General features: G+C 76.1%; 24 protein-coding genes. 17 read left to right on the top strand and 7 right to left on the bottom strand.

The window, feature by feature from the left end; all coding sequences use genetic code 11:
- The first annotated feature begins 12 nt into the window (after positions 1-12).
- From ACYX4T_RS10955 to ACYX4T_RS10935, 5 genes are read left to right on the top strand one after another with little or no spacing between them, the layout of a single operon-like run.
- Positions 13-864, top strand: coding sequence for an ABC transporter ATP-binding protein (locus ACYX4T_RS10955; protein ID WP_476014548.1), 852 nt, complete (start codon positions 13-15; stop codon positions 862-864).
- Between the two features lie 37 nt (positions 865-901).
- The gene (locus ACYX4T_RS10950; protein ID WP_476014547.1) at positions 902-1,681 is read left to right on the top strand and encodes an enoyl-CoA hydratase/isomerase family protein; all 780 of its coding nucleotides are present in this window, start codon (positions 902-904) and stop codon (positions 1,679-1,681) included.
- Positions 1,681-2,613, top strand: a complete 933-nt coding sequence (locus tag ACYX4T_RS10945; RefSeq protein ID WP_476014546.1) for a class I SAM-dependent methyltransferase — start codon at positions 1,681-1,683, stop codon at positions 2,611-2,613. Before ACYX4T_RS10950 ends, ACYX4T_RS10945 begins: the two co-directional genes overlap by 1 nt.
- Before the next feature lie 11 nt (positions 2,614-2,624).
- Positions 2,625-3,845: a THUMP-like domain-containing protein gene (locus tag ACYX4T_RS10940; protein WP_476014545.1), complete on the top strand. Its 1,221-nt coding sequence runs from the start codon at positions 2,625-2,627 to the stop codon at positions 3,843-3,845.
- Positions 3,846-3,880: 35 nt separating this feature from the next.
- On the top strand, positions 3,881-4,219 hold the full coding sequence (locus ACYX4T_RS10935; RefSeq protein WP_476014544.1) for a TraR/DksA family transcriptional regulator: 339 nt from the start codon (positions 3,881-3,883) through the stop codon (positions 4,217-4,219).
- Positions 4,220-4,265: 46 nt separating this feature from the next.
- Here the strand turns inward: ACYX4T_RS10935 and ACYX4T_RS10930 are convergent, their stop codons facing one another.
- The 3 genes from ACYX4T_RS10930 to ACYX4T_RS10920 are packed head-to-tail and all read right to left on the bottom strand — an operon-like array spanning position 4,266 to position 6,654.
- Positions 4,266-4,835 carry a DUF5709 domain-containing protein gene (locus tag ACYX4T_RS10930; protein ID WP_476014543.1) on the bottom strand — a complete coding sequence of 190 codons (570 nt, stop codon included), beginning with the start codon at positions 4,833-4,835 and terminating at the stop codon, positions 4,266-4,268.
- 8 nt (positions 4,836-4,843) lie between these two features.
- On the bottom strand, positions 4,844-5,797 hold the full coding sequence (locus ACYX4T_RS10925) for a nucleoside hydrolase (RefSeq protein WP_476014542.1): 954 nt from the start codon (positions 5,795-5,797) through the stop codon (positions 4,844-4,846).
- A complete protein-coding gene (locus ACYX4T_RS10920; protein WP_476014541.1) occupies positions 5,794-6,654 on the bottom strand; it encodes a ribokinase in 861 nt (286 codons plus the stop codon). Before ACYX4T_RS10920 ends, ACYX4T_RS10925 begins: the two co-directional genes overlap by 4 nt.
- Before the next feature lie 24 nt (positions 6,655-6,678).
- Between ACYX4T_RS10920 and ACYX4T_RS10915 the strand changes: the two genes are divergently transcribed.
- Positions 6,679-7,434, top strand: coding sequence for an acyltransferase (locus ACYX4T_RS10915; protein WP_476014540.1), 756 nt, complete (start codon positions 6,679-6,681; stop codon positions 7,432-7,434).
- Between the two features lie 32 nt (positions 7,435-7,466).
- Here the strand turns inward: ACYX4T_RS10915 and ACYX4T_RS10910 are convergent, their stop codons facing one another.
- The 4 genes from ACYX4T_RS10910 to ACYX4T_RS10895 all read right to left on the bottom strand — a co-directional run bounded on the left by ACYX4T_RS10910 (position 7,467) and on the right by ACYX4T_RS10895 (position 11,622).
- The gene (locus ACYX4T_RS10910; RefSeq protein ID WP_476014539.1) at positions 7,467-8,696 is read right to left on the bottom strand and encodes a glycosyltransferase family 4 protein; all 1,230 of its coding nucleotides are present in this window, start codon (positions 8,694-8,696) and stop codon (positions 7,467-7,469) included.
- 76 nt (positions 8,697-8,772) lie between these two features.
- Positions 8,773-10,338 (bottom strand): 1,4-alpha-glucan branching protein domain-containing protein, encoded by a 1,566-nt coding sequence (locus ACYX4T_RS10905; RefSeq protein WP_476014538.1) that lies wholly within the window; start codon positions 10,336-10,338, stop codon positions 8,773-8,775.
- Positions 10,335-11,129 (bottom strand): class I SAM-dependent methyltransferase, encoded by a 795-nt coding sequence (locus tag ACYX4T_RS10900; RefSeq protein ID WP_476014537.1) that lies wholly within the window; start codon positions 11,127-11,129, stop codon positions 10,335-10,337. Before ACYX4T_RS10900 ends, ACYX4T_RS10905 begins: the two co-directional genes overlap by 4 nt.
- 49 nt (positions 11,130-11,178) lie before the next feature.
- Positions 11,179-11,622 (bottom strand): BLUF domain-containing protein, encoded by a 444-nt coding sequence (locus tag ACYX4T_RS10895; RefSeq protein ID WP_476014536.1) that lies wholly within the window; start codon positions 11,620-11,622, stop codon positions 11,179-11,181.
- Positions 11,623-11,819: 197 nt separating this feature from the next.
- Here ACYX4T_RS10895 and ACYX4T_RS10890 point away from each other — a divergent pair, with 197 nt between their 5' ends.
- The 11 genes from ACYX4T_RS10890 (at position 11,820) to ACYX4T_RS10840 (ending at position 22,201) form a co-directional block, all read left to right on the top strand.
- Positions 11,820-13,247 (top strand): lysine N(6)-hydroxylase/L-ornithine N(5)-oxygenase family protein, encoded by a 1,428-nt coding sequence (locus tag ACYX4T_RS10890; RefSeq protein ID WP_476014535.1) that lies wholly within the window; start codon positions 11,820-11,822, stop codon positions 13,245-13,247.
- Positions 13,244-14,020 carry an SDR family oxidoreductase gene (locus tag ACYX4T_RS10885; RefSeq protein WP_476014534.1) on the top strand — a complete coding sequence of 259 codons (777 nt, stop codon included), beginning with the start codon at positions 13,244-13,246 and terminating at the stop codon, positions 14,018-14,020. The genes ACYX4T_RS10890 and ACYX4T_RS10885 overlap by 4 nt, the downstream gene beginning before the upstream one ends.
- A 55-nt stretch (positions 14,021-14,075) precedes the next feature.
- Positions 14,076-15,356, top strand: a complete 1,281-nt coding sequence (locus ACYX4T_RS10880; protein ID WP_476014533.1) for an isochorismate synthase — start codon at positions 14,076-14,078, stop codon at positions 15,354-15,356.
- Between the two features lie 14 nt (positions 15,357-15,370).
- The gene (locus tag ACYX4T_RS10875; RefSeq protein ID WP_476014532.1) at positions 15,371-17,068 is read left to right on the top strand and encodes a (2,3-dihydroxybenzoyl)adenylate synthase; all 1,698 of its coding nucleotides are present in this window, start codon (positions 15,371-15,373) and stop codon (positions 17,066-17,068) included.
- Positions 17,065-17,748: an isochorismatase family protein gene (locus tag ACYX4T_RS10870; RefSeq protein WP_476014531.1), complete on the top strand. Its 684-nt coding sequence runs from the start codon at positions 17,065-17,067 to the stop codon at positions 17,746-17,748. The genes ACYX4T_RS10875 and ACYX4T_RS10870 overlap by 4 nt, the downstream gene beginning before the upstream one ends.
- Positions 17,745-18,824, top strand: a complete 1,080-nt coding sequence (locus ACYX4T_RS10865) for a FecCD family ABC transporter permease (protein ID WP_476014530.1) — start codon at positions 17,745-17,747, stop codon at positions 18,822-18,824. The genes ACYX4T_RS10870 and ACYX4T_RS10865 overlap by 4 nt, the downstream gene beginning before the upstream one ends.
- Complete coding sequence (locus ACYX4T_RS10860; RefSeq protein ID WP_476014529.1) at positions 18,821-19,861, top strand: FecCD family ABC transporter permease; 1,041 nt, start codon at positions 18,821-18,823, stop codon at positions 19,859-19,861. Before ACYX4T_RS10865 ends, ACYX4T_RS10860 begins: the two co-directional genes overlap by 4 nt.
- The gene (locus tag ACYX4T_RS10855; protein WP_476014528.1) at positions 19,858-20,736 is read left to right on the top strand and encodes an ABC transporter ATP-binding protein; all 879 of its coding nucleotides are present in this window, start codon (positions 19,858-19,860) and stop codon (positions 20,734-20,736) included. Before ACYX4T_RS10860 ends, ACYX4T_RS10855 begins: the two co-directional genes overlap by 4 nt.
- Positions 20,737-20,804: 68 nt before the next feature.
- Positions 20,805-21,047 (top strand): phosphopantetheine-binding protein, encoded by a 243-nt coding sequence (locus ACYX4T_RS10850; protein WP_476014527.1) that lies wholly within the window; start codon positions 20,805-20,807, stop codon positions 21,045-21,047.
- A 34-nt stretch (positions 21,048-21,081) separates the two neighbouring features.
- Positions 21,082-21,309 carry an MbtH family protein gene (locus tag ACYX4T_RS10845; protein WP_476014526.1) on the top strand — a complete coding sequence of 76 codons (228 nt, stop codon included), beginning with the start codon at positions 21,082-21,084 and terminating at the stop codon, positions 21,307-21,309.
- A gap of 34 nt (positions 21,310-21,343) precedes the next feature.
- A complete protein-coding gene (locus ACYX4T_RS10840) occupies positions 21,344-22,201 on the top strand; it encodes a siderophore-interacting protein (RefSeq protein WP_476014525.1) in 858 nt (285 codons plus the stop codon).
- Positions 22,202-22,474: the final 273 nt, after the last annotated feature.

The raw sequence follows: 22,474 nt of genomic DNA, 5'->3' as shown, positions 1-22,474 counted from the left end.
GGATCCGTCAGGATGGCGGCCGTGACCCAGCCGGAGCGCAGCGAACCGAGCACCGGGACCAGCACCGCCGACGGGGCCGACGCGGACACCGTGATCCGCCTCTCCGGGGTGGGGGTGCGGCGCACCGGCAACGACCTGCTTGCCGACCTCGACTGGACCGTCGAGCTCGACGAGCGCTGGGCGGTCCTGGGCCCGAACGGCGCCGGCAAGACGACGCTGCTGCGCCTGGCGGCGGCCGAGATGCACCCGACGACCGGCACCGTCGACCTGCTGGGCGAGCGCCTCGGCCGCGTCGACGTCTTCGAGCTGCGCCCCCGCATCGGCCTCGCGGCGGCGAGCCTGGCCGGCCGGGTGCCGCCCGACGAGACCGTGCACGACGTCGTGCGCAGCGCGGGCTACGGCGTCGTCGGGACCTGGCGGGAGCGCTACGACCCCGAGGACGACCACCGCGCGGCCGGGCTGCTCGAGGTGATGGGCGTCGCCGACCTCGCGGGACGGCGCTACGGCACGCTGTCGACCGGCGAGCGCCAGCGCGTGCTGCTCTCGCGGGCGCTCATGACCGACCCCGAGCTCCTGCTGCTCGACGAGCCCGCCGCGGGCCTCGACCTCGGCGCCCGCGAGGACCTCGTCGAGCTGCTCGCCGAGCTCGCGGCCGACCCGGACGGGCCCGCGACGGTGATGGTCACCCACTACGTCGAGGAGATCCCGCCGAACTGCAGCCACGCGATGCTGCTGCGGGAGGGCCGCGTGGTCGCCCAGGGGCTGCTCGACGACGTCATGACCTCGGAGAACCTGTCGGCCACCTTCGGTCAGCCGCTCGAGCTCACGAGTCGGCGTCGTCGCTTCACCGCGTTCCGGCGATAGGGTCCGCCGGGACCGACCTGATCGAGGAGGCTCTTCGGTGACGGAGTTCGTGCGGCTCGAGGTGGACGGCGGGGTGGGCACCATCCGCCTGGACCGCCCCCCGATGAACGCCATCAACCGCCAGGTGCAGGACGAGCTGGTGGAGGTCGCGACGGAGGCGACCAGCCGCTCCGACGTGCGCGCGGTGGTCGTGTACGGCGGGGAGAAGACGCTCGCGGCCGGCGCGGACGTCAAGGAGATGGCCGACATGACCTACTCCGAGATGGCCGAGCGGACCCACCTGCTCTCGCGCGGCTTCGGGGCGGTCTCGGAGATCCCCAAGCCCGTGGTCGCGGCCGTCACCGGCTACGCGCTGGGCGGCGGGTTCGAGGTGGCGCTGTCGTGCGACCGGCGCATCGCCGGCGACAACGCGACGGTCGGCCAGCCGGAGATCCTGCTCGGGATCATCCCCGGCGGCGGGGGGACCCAGCGCCTCACGCGCCTCGTCGGGCCGGCGAAGGCCAAGGACATCATCTTCACCGGCCGCTTCGTCAAGGCCGCCGAGGCCCTGGAGATGGGGCTGGTCGACGAGGTCGTGCCCGCCGACGAGGTGTACAGCCGGGCCCGCGCCTGGGCCGAGCAGTTCGCGAACGGCCCGACCCGTGCGCTCGCGGCGGCGAAGAACGCCATCGACCGCGGCATGGACATGGACCTGCGCGACGGCCTCGCGTTCGAGTCCGAGGTGTTCGCGGCCCTGTTCGGCACCGAGGACCAGACGATCGGCATGCGGTCGTTCGCCGAGAACGGGCCCGGCAAGGCCCAGTTCCTGGGCCGGTGATGGCGTCGCCCACGCAGGCCGAGGTCGACGCGGCCCGCGACGACCCCAAGCTCGCCAACGTCCTCTACCACGACTGGGAGTCCGACACCTACGACGAGAAGTGGTCGATCTCGTTCGACGAGCGCTGCACGACGTTCGCGGTGGACCGGTTCCGGGCGGTCGCGGGGGATGCCGGCCCGTTCGACCACGCCCTCGAGCTGGGCTGTGGCACCGGGTTCTTCCTGCTCAACCTCATGGCGGGCGGGGTCGCGCGCCGCGGGACGGTCACCGACCTCTCGCCGGGCATGGTCGCGGTGGCGACGCGCAACGCCGCGAACCTGGGCCTCGACGTCGAGGGCCGGGTGGCCGACGCCGAGACCATCCCGGTGCCCGACGCCAGCGTCGACCTCGTCGTCGGGCACGCCGTGCTGCACCACATCCCCGACCTCGACCGGGCGTTCCGGGAGATCCTGCGGGTGCTGCGGCCCGGCGGGCGGTTCGTGTTCGCGGGCGAGCCGACGCGGATCGGTGACCTCTACGCCCGCAAGCTCGGGCAGGCGACGTGGTGGGCGACGACCCGGTTCGCGCCGTCGTCGTGGCTGCGGCCGCAGACCGAGCTGGACGAGTCGTCGCGCGCGGCGGCGCTGGAGTCGGTGGTCGACCAGCACGTCTTCGACCCCGACCGCCTCGAGCGCTACGCCCACGCCGCCGGCGCAGTGGACGTCCGTGTCGTCACCGAGGAGCTGACGGCCGCGGTGTTCGGCTGGCCGGTGCGCACCTTCGAGGCCGCGGTGCCGCCGGAGAAGCTGGGCATGGGCTGGGCGATGTTCGCCTACCGCACCTGGCAGCGGCTGTCGTGGCTCGACGAGCGCCTCGCGCGGGTCGTGCCGCGCTCGCTGTTCTACAACGCGCTGGTCACCGGGGTGCGGCCGGCGGATCCCGTCCGCGTGTAGTGCCCTGTTCTGTGCCCTACGCCTTCACCCTCGACGACGTCGCGTTCCTGGCCTCGGACGCCGGGCGCGACGCCGTCGCGGGGGCGGCGGCGCTCGTCCGCGGTGACCGGTTGCGGGCGGTGTCCGCGCTGCGCGAGCGGCTGGGCGACCGGGCCGCGCCGGTGCTGGAGACGGCGCTGCTCGCCGACCGCGCGCGGGGGCGGGTGCCCGACGGCTGGCTGCTGACCGCCGACGCCGCCGAGCAGGCCACCGCCGCCCCGGTCGCCGCGCACCGCGCCGCCCGGCTCGCGGGCCGCGACGTGCACGACGTGACCTGCTCGGTGGGGGCGGAGCTGCACGCGCTGCGGGACGTGGCGGGGCGCGTGATCGGCTCGGACCTCGACCCCGTGCGCCTGGCCATGGCGCGCGTGAACGTGCCCGGCGTGCCGCTGGCGCGCGCCGACGCGCTGGCGCCACCGTCGCGGGACACGGTGCTCGTCGCCGACCCCGCCCGGCGCACCGCCACCGGCCGCCGCACCTGGCGCCCCGCCGACTTCACCCCGCCCCTGGACGAGCTCGCCGCCGCGGCCCTCGGTGATCGAAGTACCGATACGGACACTGGGTGTCAGCGACGGCACTTCGCTGACACTGGACGTCCGTATCGCCACTCTCACGATCTCGTGGTCTCGACGGCCCCGGGCCTCGACCCGGCGCTGGTGCCCTGGGCGGCCGAGGTGGAGCTGGTCAGCCTCGACGGGCGGGTGCGGGAGGCCGCGCTGTGGTCGGCGGGCCTGGCTACGACCCGCCGGCGCGCCACGGTGCTGTCGAGCCGCGGCGCCGGCTTCGCGGTCACCGACGTCGAGGACGACGCCTGCCCCGTGGCCCCGGCCGGCGAGTGGATCGTCGACCCGGACGGCGCGGTGGTGCGCGCGGGCCTGGTGCGCCAGTACGGCGCGCGGCACGGGCTGTGGCGCCTCGACGAGCACCTCGCCTACCTTTCGGGCGACGCGCCGCCACCCGGCATCCGCGCCTTCCGGGTGCTCGAGCACGGCCGGTACAGCGAGAAGACGCTGCGCACGACGTTGCGGCGCCGGGACGTCGGGCGCGTCGAGATCCTGGTCCGCGGCCTGGACGTCGACCCGAACGCGCTGCGCCCGCGGCTCAAGCTCGCCGGGTCGCAGGAGGCCACCGTCGTCCTCGCCCGCCTCGCCGATGGCCCCGAGGCGTACGTGTGCGAGGCCGTCACCGGGTAAGCCCTCCCGACCGATCCTGAGGAGGCACCACCGGAATGGACGCCGAGACCGCCCGCCGCGCGCTGACCGAGGAGCGCGAGCGCCTGCGCGAGATGGGCTCGTGGTCCCGCGAGCACGAGCCCGCCGTGGCCGTGCAGCAGGAGGGCGCGCTGGGCCAGCACCCGGGTGACTACGGCACCGAGGTCGAGGAGACGATGGAGCGCGAGGGTCTCGCCGAGGAGAGCGAGCGCCAGATCGCCGAGATCGACGCCGCGCTGGCGCGGATCGACGAGGGCACCTGGGGCCGCTGCCGCGTCTGCGGGCGGCCGATCGACGACGAGCGGCTCGAGGCCCGCGCGCAGGCCGACACGTGCCGGGAGCACGCGGACCAGTAGCGACGCTCGACGGCCCGGCACCTCGGAGGTGCCGGGCCGTCGTCGTTCAGAGGCGGTTCTCGGGGACGCCGCTCGCCGGGTCGACGTCCTCCTCGTCGAGGCGCACCTCCGGCCCCTCGAGCTGCTCGTCGGGGTCGCGGCCGATGGCCTGTCCGGTGTCGTCGAGGTCGACGAGGTCGTCCTCGGCGATGTCGTGCACCGCGGCCTCCTCCGCGGACGCGGCGCCGCCGGCGATGCCGGCGTCCTCGGCGGCGAGCGAGCGCCCCGGGACCTGGTCGGGGTCGGGCTCGGCGGCGGTGAGCCGCCCGCTGCGGCCCTGACCGGCCTCGGAGGCGATCTCGCCCTCGGAGAGCTCGGGGCCGGGCGCGGTGGCGGCACCACCGGTGTCGTCGGGGATCTCGCGGGTCAGGCGGTCGTCGATCGTCTCGCGCTCGCGCTGGCCCTCGGGCGTGGTGTCGGGGTCGTCGAGGCCGAAGGGCCGGTTCGGGGCCACGACGCCGGCGTCCAGGCCGTCGGTGCCGGGCCGGCCGTCGAGCGTCTCGCCGGACTCGAGTTGGACGCTCGCACCCAGGTCGGGCTCTTCGGGGACCTCGTCGCTGTGCTCGGGCTCGGTCATCCGGGCGGCTACCCGGCCGACGGGCCGGGCACGCCGCGCAGGCACCGGAACAGGCTCCGGCGCACCTCGTCGACGTCGGTGCCCTCGGGCAGGGCGACGTCGACGGTGCGGCCGAGCGGGGCGCGTCCGCGGCGGTCGGCGAGCACCGTCCCGCGGGCCGGCCCGAGCGAGGTGTCGACCTCGACCTCCAGCGGCACCGTGGCGAGGGTCCCGGGCTCGATCGCCTCGAGCAGGGCGACCGCGTCGTGGATCGGCACCCGGTCCGTGCCGAGCGCCTCGCCCCGGCTGTAGACGGTGCGCGTCGCGGCCAGCGCCTCGCCCACCGGCCCGGACGCGGCGAGCGCCTCCAGCCAGGCGCGGTCGACCGTGACGACGTGGGTGAGGTCGAGCGGCACCAGCGTCGTCGGCACCCGCTCCTCGACGAGCACGCGCCGCGCCGCCTCGGGGTCGGACCAGACGTTGAACTCCGCCCCGACGCTGACGTTGCCGCCGATGCCGATCGAGCCGCCCATGACGACGAGCCGGGAGATCCGGTCGGCCAGGTCGGGGCGGGTGGCGAGCAGCAGCGCGACGTCGGTGAGGGGGCCGATCGCGGCGAGGACGATCGGCTCGGGGCTCGTCTCGAGGACCGCGGCGATGACGTCGAGGGCCCGGCCGGCGGGCTCCGGGCCGAGCGGGCCGAAGCGGTCGGCGACGCCGCCCAGCCCGTCGTCGCCGTGCACGTCGGCTGCGCGCCGCGTCACCGGGTGGATGAGCGGGCGCTCCGCGCCGACGCCGAGCGGGACGTCGCCGCGCCCGAGCATCCCGAGCAGACGGCGCGCGTTGGTCGTGGTGGTGGCGAGGTCGACGTTGCCGAAGACGGCGGTGACCGCGCGCAGGTCGGCGTCGGCGTGGCGGGCGGCGAGGGCGATCGCGTAGGCGTCGTCGACGCCGGGGTCGGTGTCGATGACCAGCGGGATCACGGGACGTCCACCTCGTCGAGGGTCGGCAGCGACGGCTGGGCGCCGGCGCGCGTGGCGGCGAGCGCGCCGGCCCGGCAGGCGCGGCGCAGGGCGGCCTCGTCCTCGAGACCCGTCGCGAGCCCGAGGGCCAGGGCGGCGGTGAACGCGTCGCCGGCCGCGGTGCCGTCCACGGCGTCCACCGGCGGCGGCTCGACGTGCGCGACGACCCGGCCGCGGCGGCGCAGCTCGGCGCCCGCCGCGCCGTGGGTGATCGCGACGGCGACGATGTCCTCCAGGTCGGCGTGCGCGGCGAGCTCGCCGTACTCGGCGGCGTTGACGCAGAGCAGGTCGATCCCGGCGAGGACGTCGCCGGCCACGGGGCGTGCCGGAGCGGCGTTGAGCACGGTGAACGCGGACGCGGCCATGGCGGTGGCGACGGTCTCGTCGGGCACCTCGAGGACGCTGATCACCACGTCGGCGTCGAGCTCGTCCGGGCCGACGGCGAGCAGGGCGTTGGCGCCGGCGTCGATGACGATGGTGGTCTCGCCGTCGTCGTCGACCTGGATCATCGCGGTGCCGGTGGGCGCGGCGTCGTGGATGCGCACGCCCGCGAGGTCGACGCCGCCGGCGCGCAGGAGCGTGAGGGCCTCGCCGGCCAGCGGGTCGTCGCCGACCGCGGCGTGCAGGCGGACTCGGCCCCCGAGGCGGGCCGCGGCGAGGGCCTGGTTGGCGCCCTTGCCGCCCGGCACGCGGGTGACGCCGCGGGCGGCGAGGGTCTCGCCGGGGGCGGGGAGCCGTTCGACCCGCGCGACCAGGTCGAGGTTGACACTGCCGACGACGGCCACACGCGGCGGGACCCTCGGGCCGGGGCGGGACACCGGGCGATCGTAGGGTCTGAGGGCGTGAGGTCGGATCCGCGCCAGCCACGACTGTTCACCTGGGCCTCGCTGCGCTGGATCGTGCGCCACCGCGCGTGGACGCCGTTCTACCTGGTGCGGTACTGGCGGATGCTCACGGTGCGCGTGCGCCAGCCGCACATCGTGCTGCACGGGCTCGTGTTCCTGGGCAAGGGCGTGCAGCTCGAGGCGCGCGAGGGCTTCGGGCGGCTCGAGATCGGCCGGTTCGTGCACATCGGCGACCACACGCGCCTGCGCTGCCACGAGGGGTCGCTGCGCATCGGGGACAAGTCGGTGTTCGGCAACGAGAACACGGTCAACTGCTACCTCGACATCGAGTTCGGCGCGGCGACGCTGCTCTCGGACTGGATCTACGTCTGCGACTTCGACCACCGCTACGCCGACGTCCACGCGCCGATCAAGGACCAGGGCATCGTCAAGTCGCCGGTCCGGATCGGGCCCGAGACGTGGATCGGGACGAAGGTGACGGTGCTGCGCGGCGCGCGGGTGGGTCGCGGGTGCGTGCTGGGCGCGCACGCGGTGGTGCGGGGCGACGTGCCGGACTGGTCGGTGGCCGTGGGCGCGCCGGCCCGCGTGGTGCGCGACCGTATGGCGGACTACGAGGCCGCGGCCGCCGAGCGCGAGGCCCTCGCCGACATCGCGCGCAAGACGGCGCTGGCGGCGGGGCAGGCCGTGGCGTCGCCGGAGCCCGAGGGCGCTCCCGGGACCTCGGCGGGGGAGCCGGCGCGCCCTCCCATGTGAGTACTTTCCGGCCCTATAGGGCAGGAAAGTACTCACGTACGGCCGAACACGTTCCCCGTCGGGATCTTCGGACGGCCCAGGACGCGGGGCGGGCCCGGGCGGGCGGCGGCGTGGATCGCCGCGGTCTCCTGCGCGATGGCCGGCCAGGCGAAGTCGGTGTCGAGGCGCGCGCGGGCGGCCTCGGCCCGCGCGGCGGCGGCGCCGGGGTCGTCGAGGCAGCGGATGACGGCCTGCGCCAGCCCGGGCACGTCGCCCGGCGCGAAGGACAGGCCCGTGACGCCGTCGACGACCACCTCGCCCAGCCCGCCCGCCCGCGACGCCACCAGCGGCGCGCCGGCGGCCGCCGCCTCGAGCGCGGTGATGCCGAACGGCTCGTAGCGGCTGGGCAGCACGGCGGCGTCGGCGCGGGCGAGCAGGTCGCGCAGGGTGGCGTCGTCGACGTGCCCGAGCAGCCGCACGGACCGTCGCACCCGCGCGGCGCGGGCCCGCTCGGCGAGCCAGTCGGAGCACGATCCCGTGCCGGCCACGGCGAGGGTCGTCCCGGGGTGCGCGCGGCGGATCGCCGGCAGGGCGGCGACGAGGTCGTGCACGCCCTTCTCCCACTCGAGGCGCCCGAGGTAGAGGAGGGTCGGTGGACCCCCGCGGGGCGCCACCGGCCGCAGCCAGTCGGCCGGGTCGATCCCGTTGTGCACGACCGCGACGTCGTCGGGGTCGAGGTCGAAGAGCCCCGCGACCTCGGCGCGCATGGCCTGCGAGCAGGTGACGACGGCGTCCGCGCGGCGCGCCAGCCACCACTCCACGGAGTGCACCTGCTGGTTGAGCGGCTGCGAGAGCCAGCCGCCGTGCCGCCCGGCCTCGGTGGCGTGCAGGGTCGCGACCAGCGGCGCGCCCGTGAGGTCCGCGAGCGCGATCGCCCCGTGCGCCACGAGCCAGTCGTGGGCGTGGACGACGTCGGGGGTCCAGTCGCGCAGCAGGCCCGCGGCGGCCCGGAGCATCGCGTGCCCGATCCCGAGGGTCCAGGCGACGAGGTCGCGCACGAACTCCAGGTGCGGCGGGTCCTCGGCGACGCGCAGCACGCGCACCGGGCCGACCCGCTCCAGCGTCGTCGGGTGCGTCTCGGCGTCGGTCCCGGCGGGGTGGCGGGCGACGACCACGACGTCGTGGCCCGCGTCGCCCAGCGCCTCGGCCAGCGCGTGCACGTGCCGCCCCAGCCCGCCGACCACGACCGGCGGGTACTCCCAGGACAGCATCAGTACGCGCACGCCGCGGGCGCCTCCCGTCCGTGATCGAAGTACCGATACGGACGTTGAGTGTCCGCGACGGCACTTCGCTGACCGATCAGGCGAGCGACCCTACTCCGGAGTAGGTTTCCGCGGTGCGACGGTGGTCACCGCTCGAGTGACGCCGCAGGCCCCGGGCGTCGAGCCGGCCGAGCACGTCGTCCTGGGCCGCGAACGCCGCGGCACGGGCGGCGGCCTCGGCGTGGCGCCCGGCCGGCAGGAGGTCGGTCAGCTCCCGGACCCGGTCGCGGTGCTCGGCCGCGCGGCGACGGGCGTAGTGGGCGGCGGAGTCCTTGGTGACCATGAACGCCCAGTCGCTCGACAGGGCCAGCGCGGCCTGGGTCGCGAGCGCGTCGAGGGTGGCGTCGCGGCCCGCGGTCGGTGCCGCCCCGTCGACGGCGGCGAGCAGGCGTCGGGCGACCTCGGCGTTGTCGGCCACCATGTCGCGGACTGCTGGTTCCCCGGCCCCGTCCCACACCCGCCAGTCCTTGCCCGACCCCCACGACGACGCCGGCAGCACCACCGGCTCGCTGACGTGCCCGGCCTCGACCGCGCCGCGCAGCGTCGTCACCCGGACCCCGGCCGCCGGCAGCGCGGTGAGCACGGCCGCGAGCCAGTCCGGGCCCTCGTGCCACCAGTGGCCGAACAGCTCGGTGTCGAAGGCGCTCACGACGAGCCCGGGGCGTCCCCGGCGCCGGCGCAGCTCGTCGAGCCGGGCCCGGACCACCGCGACGAAGTCCGCCGCGTCGCGTGCGACGGCCGCGGCGGCGCGGGCGGGGTCGTAGGGCTTCTTGTCCTGCGGCGCGACGCGGCGGCCGGTGACGCGCGCCGGCTTGAGGCCGGTGGCGTGGTCGAAGGTGTGGAAGTCGCGGTAGTCCGGCCCGCCCGGGTAGCTCGCGCGGGGGGACCAGACGCGGTAGGTCACCTCGAGGTCGCGGCCGAAGGCGACGACGTCGGTGCCGTCGACGGGCCGTGCGGCGGCGGTGTCCCCGCGCATCGCCGGCCCGTCGACGAGGAAGCGCTCGACGCCCGCCGCCGCGTAGTCCTGCTCGAGGCCCGGGGCGTAGCCGCACTCGGGCGCCCAGATGCCGCCGGGGCGCCGGCCCAGGCGCAGGGCGTGGTCGCGCAGCCCGGCGTCGAGCAGGAACCGGCGCACGCGGCCGGGCAGCAGCGGCGCGAACGGGTGCGTCGCGGGCCCGCCGAGCAGCTCCACGACCCCGCCGTCGGCGAGCCTGCGCAGCACCGGCGATCCGCCGTGGCGCCAGTCGCGCTCGAACACCTCGAGGGCGTGGGCGGCGGCGCGGTGCTCCCTCGTCGCGAGCGCGGGGTCCATCACGTGGGCCTCGTGGGCGCGCAGCTGCCAGTCGGCGAGCCACGTGTGCATCGCGCGCAGGGCCGACGGGTGGTCGAGCTGGGCGGCGAGGACGGGGGTGACGCCGAGGGTCAGGAGGTCGCGGTGGCCGTGCTCGGCGAGCCGGTCGAGGGTCTCGACGACGGGGAGATAGGAGTGCGCCCACGCCTGGTAGAGCCAGTCCTCGCCGACCGGCCACGCTCCGTGGCGCAGCAGCCAGGGCAGGTGCGAGTGCAGGACGAGGCAGAAGGACCCCACCGGTTCCGCGGTCAAGCACGCTCCTCTCGTCGGGTGCTCCGAGTCTCCCAGCGGCGCCGGACGGCGGTGACGAGCAGGTCGAGGGAGGCGTCGACGTCGTCGGTGCGCAGCGCGAAGTCCGCGGCGCCGACGGACGCGACGTCGGCGGCCAGCTCCTCGGGCCAGGGCTCGCCGGAGAGCGCCAGGGCGATCTGCGCGTCGATCAGCGAGCCCCCGTGGCGGGCGTCGAGGGCCCGCAGGGCCGGGCCGTGGTGGAGGCCCTGCAGCGACTCGACCGCGAGCCCGGCGCCGGCCACGAGCGACACCAGCTCGCCCCCGGTCAGCTCGCGGGTGTGGAAGGGGTTGAGCGGGCGGTCGTCCGGGCCGGCGCCGGGGGAGAAGGTCAGGCGGTTGGGGGTGGCGCAGTGCAGCCGCCCGCCGGGGCGCAGGACGCGGGCGCACTCGGCGAGGAAGCCGGGCTGGTCCCACAGGTGCTCGACGACCTGCAGGGTGACGACGGCGTCGACGGCCCCATCCGGCACCGGCAGCGCCTGGAGGTCGGCGCGGACGACGTCGACCGTCGGGTAGCGCGCGCCGACGTGCGCGGCCACCGCCGGGTCGAGCTCGAGGCCGACCACCCGCCGTGCCGAGGTCGCCAGCAGCGCGGCCCCGTAGCCCTCGCCCACCCCGGCGTCGAGGACCACGGCGTCCCGGCACGCCGGCGCCAGCGCGAGGTACACGGCCTCGTGGCGGCGGAACCAGTAGTTCTCGACGTCGAGCCCGGGGACGGTGCGCTCGCCGGTGAGGGGGAGATCGGTGTGCGTCATGGCCGGGCCATCGTGGCCGCCCGTCCGCCACCGGGCAGCAGGACCCCGCTCACGCGGGCTGGGCGGACCCCCGCGCGTACTCGCGCATCGTCGCGACGACCTCGTCCTGCGCGGGCGTCGTCGGGCGGGGTGCGGCGGGGGAGATGCCGCCCTTGTCGCGGTTCATGAGCAGGGGGATGTCGGGCTCGTCGTCCTCGTCCGACACCCGCGCCATCGACCACCGCCCGAAGGCGCGCTCGGGCACGTCGCCCTCCTCGAGCACGGCGACGCGCTCGTGGCGGGGGTCGTGGTGGATCGTGTCGTAGAGCTCGCGGACCACGGCCTCGTCGCCCTCGAGGGCCTGCACGACGTTGTCGTGCCAGACCAGCAGCGCGCCGGTGACCCCGCTCTTGCGGTTGTTCGACCGCGCCGTCGAGAAGATGGCCCCGAGCTCGGCCCTGCGCTCGTGCGCCGGGATGCGCAGGCGACTGCTGTAGATCAATCGGAAGACCATGGCTCCGCTCCCTCGTGCCCGCCGACGCCGCCGGTGCCGGGCCGCTCGATCACCGGGAACGCTAGCCGATCGGTGACCGTGATCACACCCCCGCGAACGCGATCACGGGGTGTGGGCGCGCCGACACTCACGTCGCCCGGCCGCTGTCGGTTAGGTTAGGGTCTCCTAACGATTGTGGGTCGACGGCGAGGAGAGCGATGAGTCGCGAGCCGGGGCGGACCGCTCCCGACGACGGGGCGGACGTCGTCGACGTCCTCGGGGTGGGGTTCGGTCCGTCGAACCTCGCGCTGGCGCTGGCGGTCCAGGAGCACAACGAGCGGGCGGCGCCGGGCGAGGAGCGCATCCGCGCGGCGTTCGTCGAGCAGCAGGCCGCCTTCGGCTGGCACCGGGGGATGCTGCTCGAGGGCGCCACCATGCAGGTGTCCTTCCTCAAGGACCTGGTGACGATGCGGGACCCGACGAGCCCGCGCTCGTTCCTCAACTACCTGCAGGGCCAGGGCCGACTCGCCGACTTCATCAACACCAAGACGATGTTCCCGTCGCGGGTGGAGTTCCACGACTACCTCGAGTGGTGCGCCGCGGACGTGCGCCACCTCGTGTCGTACGGGACCCGGGCGGTCGGCGTGCAGCCGGTGACCGGCCCGGACGGCACCGTCGACCAGCTCGACGTGGTGCTGCGCGACGCCGACGGCGACGCCTCGACCGCGCGCGTGGTGCGCACCCGCAACCTCGTGCTCGCCACCGGCCTCGTGCCGTGGCTGCCGGCCGGCGTGCAGCGGGGTCCCTGCGTCTGGCACAACAGCGAGCTGTTGCCGCGCCTGCGCGAGCTCGGGGACGGCCCGCGCCACTCGCGGCGCTTCGTCGTCGTCGGCGCCGGCCAGAGCGCGGCGGAGACGACGAGCTACCTGCACGAGCGCGCCGACGCCGCCGAGGTGCACTCGGTGTTCTCGCGCTACGGCTACAGCCCCGCCGACGACACGTCCTTCGCGAACAGGATCTTCGACCCGGAGGCCGTGGACCACTTCTACGCGGCCTCCGGCGAGGTCAAGCAGATGCTCATGGACTACCACGCGAACACGAACTACTCCGTGGTCGACCCGGAGCTGATCCAGGAGCTCTACCGGCGCGCCTACCAGGAGCAGGTCGGCGGCGAGCAGCGGCTGTTCGTGCACGGCGCGTGCCGGGTCGCGGAGGTCCGCGAGAGCGAGGTCGGCCCGATCGAGGTCGACATCGAGTTCCTGCCGACGGGCCACCCGCGCACGGTCACGGCCGACGTCCTCGTCTACGCCACCGGCTACCGCCCGATCGACCCCAGCGCCTTCCTCGGCGACGTGGGCGCGTGGTGCCGGCGCGCCGAGGACGGCGAGCTGCTCGTCGAGCGGGACTACCGCCTGCACACCGTCGACCCGCTGCACGCCGGCGTCTACCTGCAGGGACCGACCGAGCACACCCACGGCATCAGCTCGACGCTGCTGTCGACGACGGCCGTGCGCGCGGGCGAGATCCTCGACTCGGTGCTCGGGCACCGGCGCCCCACCCCCGAGCTGCCGGTGGCCCACGACCAGGCCGGCGAGCCGGCCGCCGTCGGGCCGGGCTGGGGCGACCCGGGCGTGGTGACGTCGTGACCGGTCCTGCCGGTGCCGCCCTCGTCACGGGCGCCGCGGGCGGCATCGGCCGGGCGGTCTGCCGGCGTCTCGCCGAGGGCGGCACGCCGGTCGCGCTGCTCGACCGCGAGGCCGAGGCGGTGGAGGCGGCCGCCGCCGCGGTGCGCGAGCACGGCGGGACCGCGGTCGCGCTGCCGGCCGACGTGACCGACGCCGCCGCGGTCGACAAGGCGGTCGCCGCCGCCGAGGAGGCGGTCGGCCCGCTGGGCACGCTGGTCAACGTCGCCGGGGTGCTGGCCGTCGGCCGCGTCACCGAGCTGGACGACGCCGACTGGCAGCGCTGCCTCGACGTCAACGCCACCGGGGTCATGCACGCCTGCCGGGCCGCCGGTGCGCGCCTGGCCGAGCGGGGCGCGGGGTCGGTGGTCACGGTCGCGTCGAACGCCGCGGGCGTGCCGCGGATGGGCATGGCCGCGTACGCGGCGTCGAAGGCCGCGGCGGTCGCCGTCACCCGCGTCCTCGGCCTCGAGCTCGCCGACCGCGGCGTGCGCGCCAACGTCGTCTGCCCCGGCTCCACCGACACCGCGATGCTGAGCGCGATGGGCGACCTGCCCGCCGACCACGCCGCGCTCGTCGCCGGGTCGCCCGAGACGTTCAAGGCGGGCATCCCGCTGGGACGCGTCGCGGCCCCCGAGGACGTCGCCGAGGTCGTTGCGTTCCTCGCCTCCGACGCCGCGCGCCACGTGACCCTGCAGACCGTCTACGTCGACGGGGGCGCGTCGCTGGGCCCCTGAGCCCGGCCCCGCCCCCGATCTCCGTCCCGCTCGGCACGCACCGTGAGAGGACCCCATGACCAGCATCCCGACCAGCGCCGGTCCGGAGCCGGGGACGGGCGACCCCGCCGCCCTGCCCGCACCCGCGTTCGAGCCGCTGCCTGCGCCCGGGTCGGCGCCGGGGGCGTTCCTCTTCTCCACCCAGGACGTCACGCTGCGCACCGCCGGGGTGCGGGCGCGCGTGCCCGAGGAGCCCGGCGCGAGCGTGGGCGTCGCCGCCGCCGCGACGCTGGCCGCGGAGCGCGAGGCGGGCCACCCGGACCCGGTGGTCGTCGGCGCGGTCGGGTTCGCACCCGGCCGCGCGCGCCTCGTCGTGCCCACCCGGGTCGAGCGCACGCCGACCGTGCGGCCCACCGTCGAGGAGGCGCCCGCCGCCCCGCCGCTGACCGCGCCGCCCTCGGCGCCCGCCTCGATCGGCACGCGCTGGGACTTCCGCGCCGAGCCGCCGCCGCCGCGCTACGCCGCGGCCGTGCGCCGGGCCCTGGAGATGATCGAGCAGGGCCGGCTGACGAAGGTCGTGCTCGCGCGCTCGGCGACGCTCACCGCGCCCGAGGACGTCGACGTCGCCGCGCTGCTCGCGCGCCTCGCGGCCCGCAACCCGTCGGGCTACGCCTTCGCCGCGGACGTCGAGGACCCGGAGCAGGCCGACCAGGCCGACCCGACCGTGCCCCGCCGCACCCTGCTCGGTGCGAGCCCGGAGCTGCTCGTGTCCCGCCGCGGCCACACGGTGCTCTCGCAGCCGCTGGCCGGCACCGCGCCGCGCAGCCCCGACCCCGAGGAGGACGCCCGGCGCGGCGAGGCGCTCGCGGCGTCGACCAAGGACCACCGCGAGCACGCCCTCGTCGTCGAGCGCGTGGCCGAACGGCTCGCGCCCTACTGCACGTCGCTGGAGGTCCCCGCGAGCCCGAGCCTGACCCGGACCTCGGCGCTGTGGCACCTCGCCACCCGCATCGAGGGCCGGCTGCGCGACCCCGCCCCGTCCTCGCTCGAGCTCGCCGAGGCGCTGCACCCGACGCCCGCCGTCGGCGGCGAGCCGACCCCGGTGGCCCGCGAGGTCATCGCCGAGCTCGAGGAGTTCGACCGCGGCTGGTACGCCGGGCTCGTCGGCTGGTGCGACGCCGAGGGCGACGGCGAGTGGGCCCTCGCCATCCGGTGCGCCGAGGTCGCCGGACGCGTGGCGACGGTGTTCGCCGGCGCCGGGATCGTCGAGGGCTCGCGCCCCGAGGCCGAGCTCGCCGAGACCGGCGCGAAGTTCCGCACGCTGCTCACGGCGCTGGGGCTGGAGGCCACGCCGTGACGGCGGTGGGTCCGGTGACCGACGGCGTCGTGCCCTACCCGGCGAAGGCCGCGCAGCGCTACCGCGCGGCCGGGTACTGGACGGGCCAGACCTTCCCCGCCCTGCTCGACGCGGCCGTGGCCGACCACGGCGGGCGCACCGCCGTCGTCGGCACCGGCCCGTCGGGCGCCGAGCGCTGGACCTACGCCGAGCTCGACGCCCGGGCGCGCGGGCTCGCCGCGGGGCTGGCCGAGATCGGGGTGGCGCCGGGCGACCGGGTGGTCGTCTGGCTGCCGAACGTCCCGGAGTACCTGGAGACGGTGTTCGCGCTGTTCCGGCTCGGCGCGCTACCGGTGTTCGCGCTGCCCGCCCACCGCGAGAGCGAGATCCGCTACTTCGCCGAGCACGCCGGGGCCGTCGCGATCGTGACGGTGGGGCGCCACGACCGTTTCGACCATGCCGCGGCGGCGCAGGCGATCGCCGCCGACGTCGCCTCGGTGCGCCACGTGGTCGTCGCCGACGCGCCGGGCGCGGAGCCCGGGCCGCGAGGACCGGGGGCGGGCCGGCTGTCGTTGTCCTCGCTGCGCCGCACCCCGCCGGACGCGCTGCCCGGCGACGACGCCGATCCCTCGGCGGTGGCGTTCCTGCAGCTCTCGGGCGGGACGACGGGGCTGCCGAAGCTCATCCCGCGCACCCACGACGACTACCTCTACAGCGTGCGCGCGAGCGCGGACATCTGCGCGCTGACCCCGGAGACCGTGTACCTCGCCGCGCTGCCGGCGTCGCACAACTTCACGATGAGCTCACCCGGCCTGCTCGGGGTCGTGCACGCCGGGGGCACCGCCGTGCTCGCGCCCTCGCCGGACGCCGACACCTGCTTCGGGCTGATCGAGGCCGAGCGGGTGACGATCGCCGCGGTGGTCCCGCCGCTGGCGGCGGCCTGGGTCCAGGCGGCCGGTCGCACGCCGCGGGACCTCTCGAGCCTGGCGGTGTTGCAGGTCGGCGGGGCCAAGTGCGCCCCCGAGCTGGCGCGGAGGATCACGCCCGCGCTCGGCGCGCGGCTCCAGCAGGTGTTCGGCATGGCCGAGGGCCTGGTCAACTACACCCGCCTCGACGACCCCGAGGACGTCGTCCTGCACACCCAGGGCCGGCCGATCTCGCCGGACGACGAGCTGCGCGTCGTCGACCCCGACGACCCCGCCGAGCCCGAGGTCGCGCCGGGGGAGGTCGGCGCCCTGCTCACCCGGGGTCCGTACACCATCCGCGGCTACTACCGCGCCGCCGACCACAATGCGACGGCGTTCACCGCGGACGGCTTCTACCGCACCGGGGACCTGGTGCGCCTCGACCCGGGCGGCAACGTGGTGGTGTCCGGGCGGGTCAAGGAGCAGATCAACCGGGGCGGGGAGAAGATCGCGGCCGAGGAGGTCGAGAACCACCTGCTGGCCCACCCCGACGTCGTCGACGCCGCCGTCGTCGGCGTGCCCGACGACTTCCTCGGCGAGCGCACCCACGCCTTCGTCGTCGCGGTGCCCGACCGCGACCCGCCGGGCTCGGCGGCCCTGCGCCGCTTCGTGCGCGAGCGCGGCGTCGCGGCCTACAAGGTGCCCGACGTCGTCGAGGTCGTCGAGGCGTTCCCGGCCACGGGAGTGGGCAAGACCAGCCGACGGGCCCTGCGCTCGGCGCTGGCCGCGCACCTGCGCGAGGAGTCCGGAGAGGAGAGCCGTTCGTGAGCCTGCCGTCGATCGCGCCCTACGCCCTGCCGCGGGCGCACGAGCTGCCGGCGAGCCGGCCGGACTGGTCGCCCGACCCTGCCCGTGCGGTGCTGCTCGTGCACGACATGCAGCGCTACTTCCTCGCGCCGTTCTCGCGCACCGAGGAGCCGGTCAGCCAGGTCATCGAGAACATCGCGACGCTCACCGCGCGCGCCCGCGAGCTGGGGGTGCCGGTCGTCTACACCGCGCAGCCCGGCGTGCAGCCGCCCGCCGACCGGGGCCTGCTCGACGACTTCTGGGGCCGCGGGCCGGCCGCCGCCTACGCCGAGGACCCCGACGTCGTCGCGATCGTCGACGAGCTCACACCGGCGCCGGGCGACGAGGTGCTGACGAAGTGGCGCTACAGCGCGTTCCAGCGCTCGCCGCTGGAGCGGATGCTCGCCGACCGGGGCCGCGACCAGTTGGTGATCACCGGGATCTACGCCCACATCGGGTGCATGGTGACCGCCGTGGACGCCTTCATGCGCGACGTGCAGCCGTTCCTCGTCGCCGACGCCGTCGCCGACTTCTCCCGCGACCACCACGAGCAGGCCCTGACCTGGACCGCCCAGCGCTGCGGGGTCGTCCTCGCCACCACCGACGCGCTGCGGGCCCTGGACACGGCGGTCCCCGCCGCCGTCCGGGAGGCGCCGGCGTGACGGCGGCCCCCACCGAGCCCGCGCAGCCCGCAGCGGACCGCGGGGGCGGGGTCGAGCAGTCGCCGACCCGCCCCACGAGCCTGCGCGCGGGCGGCCTGGTGGTCGCGGTCGTGCTGCTGGCGGTGGTGGTGGTCGCGAGCCTCCTGGTCGGCAGCCGCGGCATCCCGCCCGGCGTCGTGCTCGACGCGCTGCTGCACGGGCCCTCGGGACCCGCCGACACCGATGCGGTGGTCGTCCTCGAGCAGCGGATGCCGCGGACGCTGCTGGGCCTCGCGGTCGGGCTCGCGCTCGGGGCGGCGGGGGCCCTCATGCAGGCGCTGACCCGCAACCCGCTCGCCGACCCCGGCGTCCTGGGCGTGAACTGGGGCGCGTCGGCGGCGATCGTCGCGGGGATCATGCTGTTCGGCATCACCACGCTGAACGGCTACGTGTGGTTCTCCCTGGCCGGGGCCGCGGTCGTCGCCGTGCTCGTCTACCTGCTCGGCGCCACGGGACGCAGCGGCGCGACGCCCGCCCGCCTCGCGCTGGCCGGGACGGCGATCGGGGCGTCGCTGCAGGGCGTCATCTACGCCGCCGTGCTCGTCGACGCCACGACCTTCGATCAGTACCGGGTGTGGCGCGTCGGCTCGCTGACCGGGCGCGACCCGCAGGCGCTGCTGCAGGTGCTGCCCTTCCTCGTCGTCGGGGGGCTGCTCGCGCTCGGGCTCGCGCGCGCCCTCAACGCCCTGGCGCTCGGCGAGGAGACCGCCCGCGCGCTCGGCGTGCGCGTGGGGCGCATCCGCATGCTGACCGGGGTCGGCATCGTGCTGCTCTGCGGCGGCGCCACCGCCGCGTGCGGGCCGATCGCCTTCGTCGGGCTCGCCGTGCCGCACCTGGCGCGCGTGGTCACCGGGCCCGACCAGCGGTGGGTGGTGCCGTGGTCGATGGTGCTCGGCGGGCTGCTGGTCGTCGCCGCCGACGTCATCGGCCGCGTGGTCGCGATCCCCGCCGAGCTCGAGGTCGGGGTGGTGACGGCGTTCGTCGGCGCCCCGGTGTTCCTCGCGATCGCCCGGCGACGGCGGGTGGTGGCCCTGTGAGAACGGTCCTCCACACCGGCCCGGTCGTCCGCACCGACCGGGTCTCCCTGCGCGTGCACACCCGCACGGTCACCGGGGTCGTGGTGCTGCTCGTCGTCGCCGTGGTCCTCGGGTCGGTGGCCCTGACCCTCGGCGACTACCAGCTCTCGACCGGCCAGGTCGTCGGCGCGCTGACCGGCAGCGGCTCGCGTGCCCAGCAGTACGTCGTGCTGGGGCTGCGTCTGCCGCGGGTCGCGGTCGCGCTCGTCGTCGGCGCCGCGCTCGGGGTGGCCGGCGCGGTGTTCCAGTCGCTCGCCCGGAACAACCTCGCGAGCCCCGACCTGCTCGGCTTCACCACGGGCGCGGCGACCGGGGCGCTGATCTCGATCGTGCTGGTCGGCGGCGGGCCCGCGGGGACGACGATCGGCGCGATCGTCGGCACGCTGGTCACCGCGCTCGCCGTCCAGGCGCTGCTCGGCGGCGCGGTCGGCGGCTACCGCCTGGTGCTCGTCGGCATCGGCGTCAACGCCGTACTCGCGGCGCTGAACAACTTCCTCATCCTGCGCACCGACCTGTCCACCGCGGTCGCCGCGCAGAGCTGGCTGGTCGGGACGCTCAACGCCCGCAGCTGGCCCGAGGCGGCCGCGGTCGCGGTCGCGCTCGTCGTGCTCGTGCCCGTCGCGGTCGCGGGCAGCCGCCGGCTCGACCTGCTCGGCATGGGCGACGACATGGCCCGCGGCCTGGGCGTCACCGTCGAGCGCACCCGCGTGGTGACGCTGCTGGTCGGCGTGGCACTCGTCGGTGTCGCCACCGCCGCGGTCGGCCCGATCGCCTTCGTCGCGCTCGCCGCGCCGCAGCTCGCCCGCCGGGTCACCGGCACCACGGGGCCGGGCATGGTGGCGGCCGGGCTCATGGGCGCGGTGCTGCTGCTCGCCGGGGACGTGCTCGGCCAGCGCCTCGCCGCGCCGACCCAGTTCCCCGCGGGCACCATGACCGCGGCCATCGGCGGGCTCTACCTCGTGTGGTTGCTGGCCAGGGAGTGGAGGGCAGGACGATGAGCTCGGGCGAGGGGCCGGGGGCCGGGGCACGGCTGCGGGCCGAGGGCGTCACGCTGGCCTACGAGCAGCGCACCGTCATCCACGACCTCGACGTCGCCGTCCCCGACGGGTCCTTCACCGTGGTCGTCGGGCCCAACGCGTGCGGCAAGTCCACGCTGCTGCGTGGCCTGGCGCGGATGATCAGACCCGCGGCGGGCCGGGTGCTGCTCGACGACCGCCCGATCTCGTCGTACGGGCCGAAGGAGGTCGCGCGCCGGCTCGCGCTGCTCCCGCAGAGCCCGACCGCACCCGACGGCATCACGGTGCTCGACCTCGTCGCGCGCGGGCGCTACCCGCACCAGTCGCTGCTGCGGCAGTGGTCGGTGACCGACGAGGAGGCGGTGCGGGACGCGATGGCGGCCACCGGGGTCACCGATCTCGCCGAGCGCGACGTCGGCCAGCTCTCGGGCGGCCAGCGCCAGCGGGTGTGGATCGCCATGGTGCTCGCGCAGCAGACCCCGCTGCTGCTGCTCGACGAACCGACGACGTTCCTCGACATCGCCTTCCAGCTCGACGTGCTCGACCTGTGCGCGGACCTGCACGCGGGCGGCGAGCGCACCCTGGTCGCGGTGCTGCACGACCTCAACCAGGCCTGCCGCTACGCCACCCACCTCGTGGCGATGCGCGAGGGCCGGATCGTCGCCCAGGGCGCGCCCGGCGAGATCGTCGACGCCGACCTCGTCCGGGCGGTCTTCGGGATCACGTGCGAGGTCGTGCCGGACCCGCAGACCGGCACCCCGATGATCGTTCCTGCTGGTCGCGAGACCCGGCGGGGCCACCGCGAGGCGGCCCGCGCCGAGGATCCCGTCGGGTCCGCGGCGCTCGGTGACCCCTGACACTGCTCGTCCGGTCCGGTTAGGTTAGCCTCAGTTCGCCAGCGGTCGTCGACGGAGAGGACGTGCACGTGGCCACCCCGGACGGGTCCGGCGTCGACCTGGAGCGGATGCGCACCGACGTCGCCCGCGCCCTGGACGAGCCGCCCGAGGCGATCGGCGACGGCGACGACCTGCTCGACCGCGGCCTCGACTCCATCCGCCTCATGAGCCTGGTGGAGCAGTGGCGCGCCGACGGCACCGAGGTGAGCTTCATCGACCTCGCCGAGACGCCCACCCTCGAGGCCTGGGCGGGGCTGCTCGGCCGGCCCTGACGTCCCCGATCCGACCCCTGACGGGAGGCCCTGCGTGACGAATCCCTTCGACGACGAGGACGGCCGGTTCCTCGTGCTGGTCAACGACGAGGGCCAGCACAGCCTGTGGCCGGTCTTCGCCGACGTCCCCGCCGGCTGGACCGTCGTCCTGGGCGCGGCCCCCGAGGGCGAGACCCGGGCGGCGTGCGTCGAGTACGTCGAGACCCACTGGACCGACCTGCGGCCGCGCAGCCTCGTGGAGCGCACGGCCGGGACCGCCTGACCCACTCGCCGGCCCCACGCCGAGGAGGAGAGCGATGACGAGCGTCGAGACCCGCCCCACCGGGCAGTCGTGGATCGACGGAGCGCCGAACCCGGTCCGCCGGGTCCTGCACGAGCTGACGCCGCGCCTCGCCGAGGTGGTGCGCGTGCAGCGGCTGACGCCGCGCATGGCGCGGGTGACGCTCGCCGCCGACTTCGCCGGCATGCCGGCCGGGGCGGCCACCGACCACGTCAAGCTCTTCTTCCCGGCGCCGGGCGAGGAGCTGCCGGTGATGCCGACGGTCGGCGAGCGCGGGCTCGTCCCGCCGCCGGCGGGCACGCCGCGCAACTACCGCGACTACACCGTGCGCCGCCTCGACCGCGAGGCCGGCGAGCTCGACGTCGACATGGTGGTGCACGCCGGCGGCCTCGCCGGGGCGTGGGCCGCGTCGGCGTGCGCGGGCTGTCGGGTCGGCGTGCTCGGCCCGCGCGGATCGGAGATCGTCGCCGACGACCTCGACTGGTACGTGCTCGCGGGCGACGAGACCGCGCTGCCGGCCATCGGCCGCTGGCTCGCCGAGCTGCCCGCCGGCGTGCGCGCCGAGGTGTTCTGCGAGGTCGCCGACGCCGCCGAGGAACAGGAGCTCGCCTCCGACGCCGACGTCACCGTGCACTGGCTGCACCGTGACGGCGTGCCCGCCGGCGAGGCGACGCTGCTGCACGACGCGCTCGCGGCGACCACCTTCCCCGCCGGCCGCGGCTTCGTGTGGGTCGCCGGCGAGGCCGGGGCCCTGCGCCCGGTGCGGCGGATGCTGCGCGGGCGGGACGACCTCGACAAGCGCGACCACGACGTCGACGGCTACTGGCGCCGCGGGGTCGTCAACCACGACCACCACGCGCCGGCGGAGGACTGAGCCCGGCTCGCGGCGTGAGGCCCGCTGGCAGCTCTCCACTGTGATCTCTCGAGAGTGTCGTGGCTGCTGTCGTCGGAACGACGACGCTCACACTCCCGGGAGATCGAACTGGAGAGCTCTCACGACGCGCCCCGGCTCCGATGCCCCGCGAGCGGCGGCATGCGTGATCGAGAGGTCCCTGGGTCTGCGGGACGTGCTCCTCGCGGCGTGGCGCCCGCCCTGCCGGTCCGGCACCGGCGCCACCCCGAGCGGCACGCTCGGCAGGACGCACGG

This window comes from Actinomycetospora sp. ABD4_176 (assembly GCF_056311855.1).
This window is presented reverse-complemented; position numbering and strand designations above follow the sequence as displayed.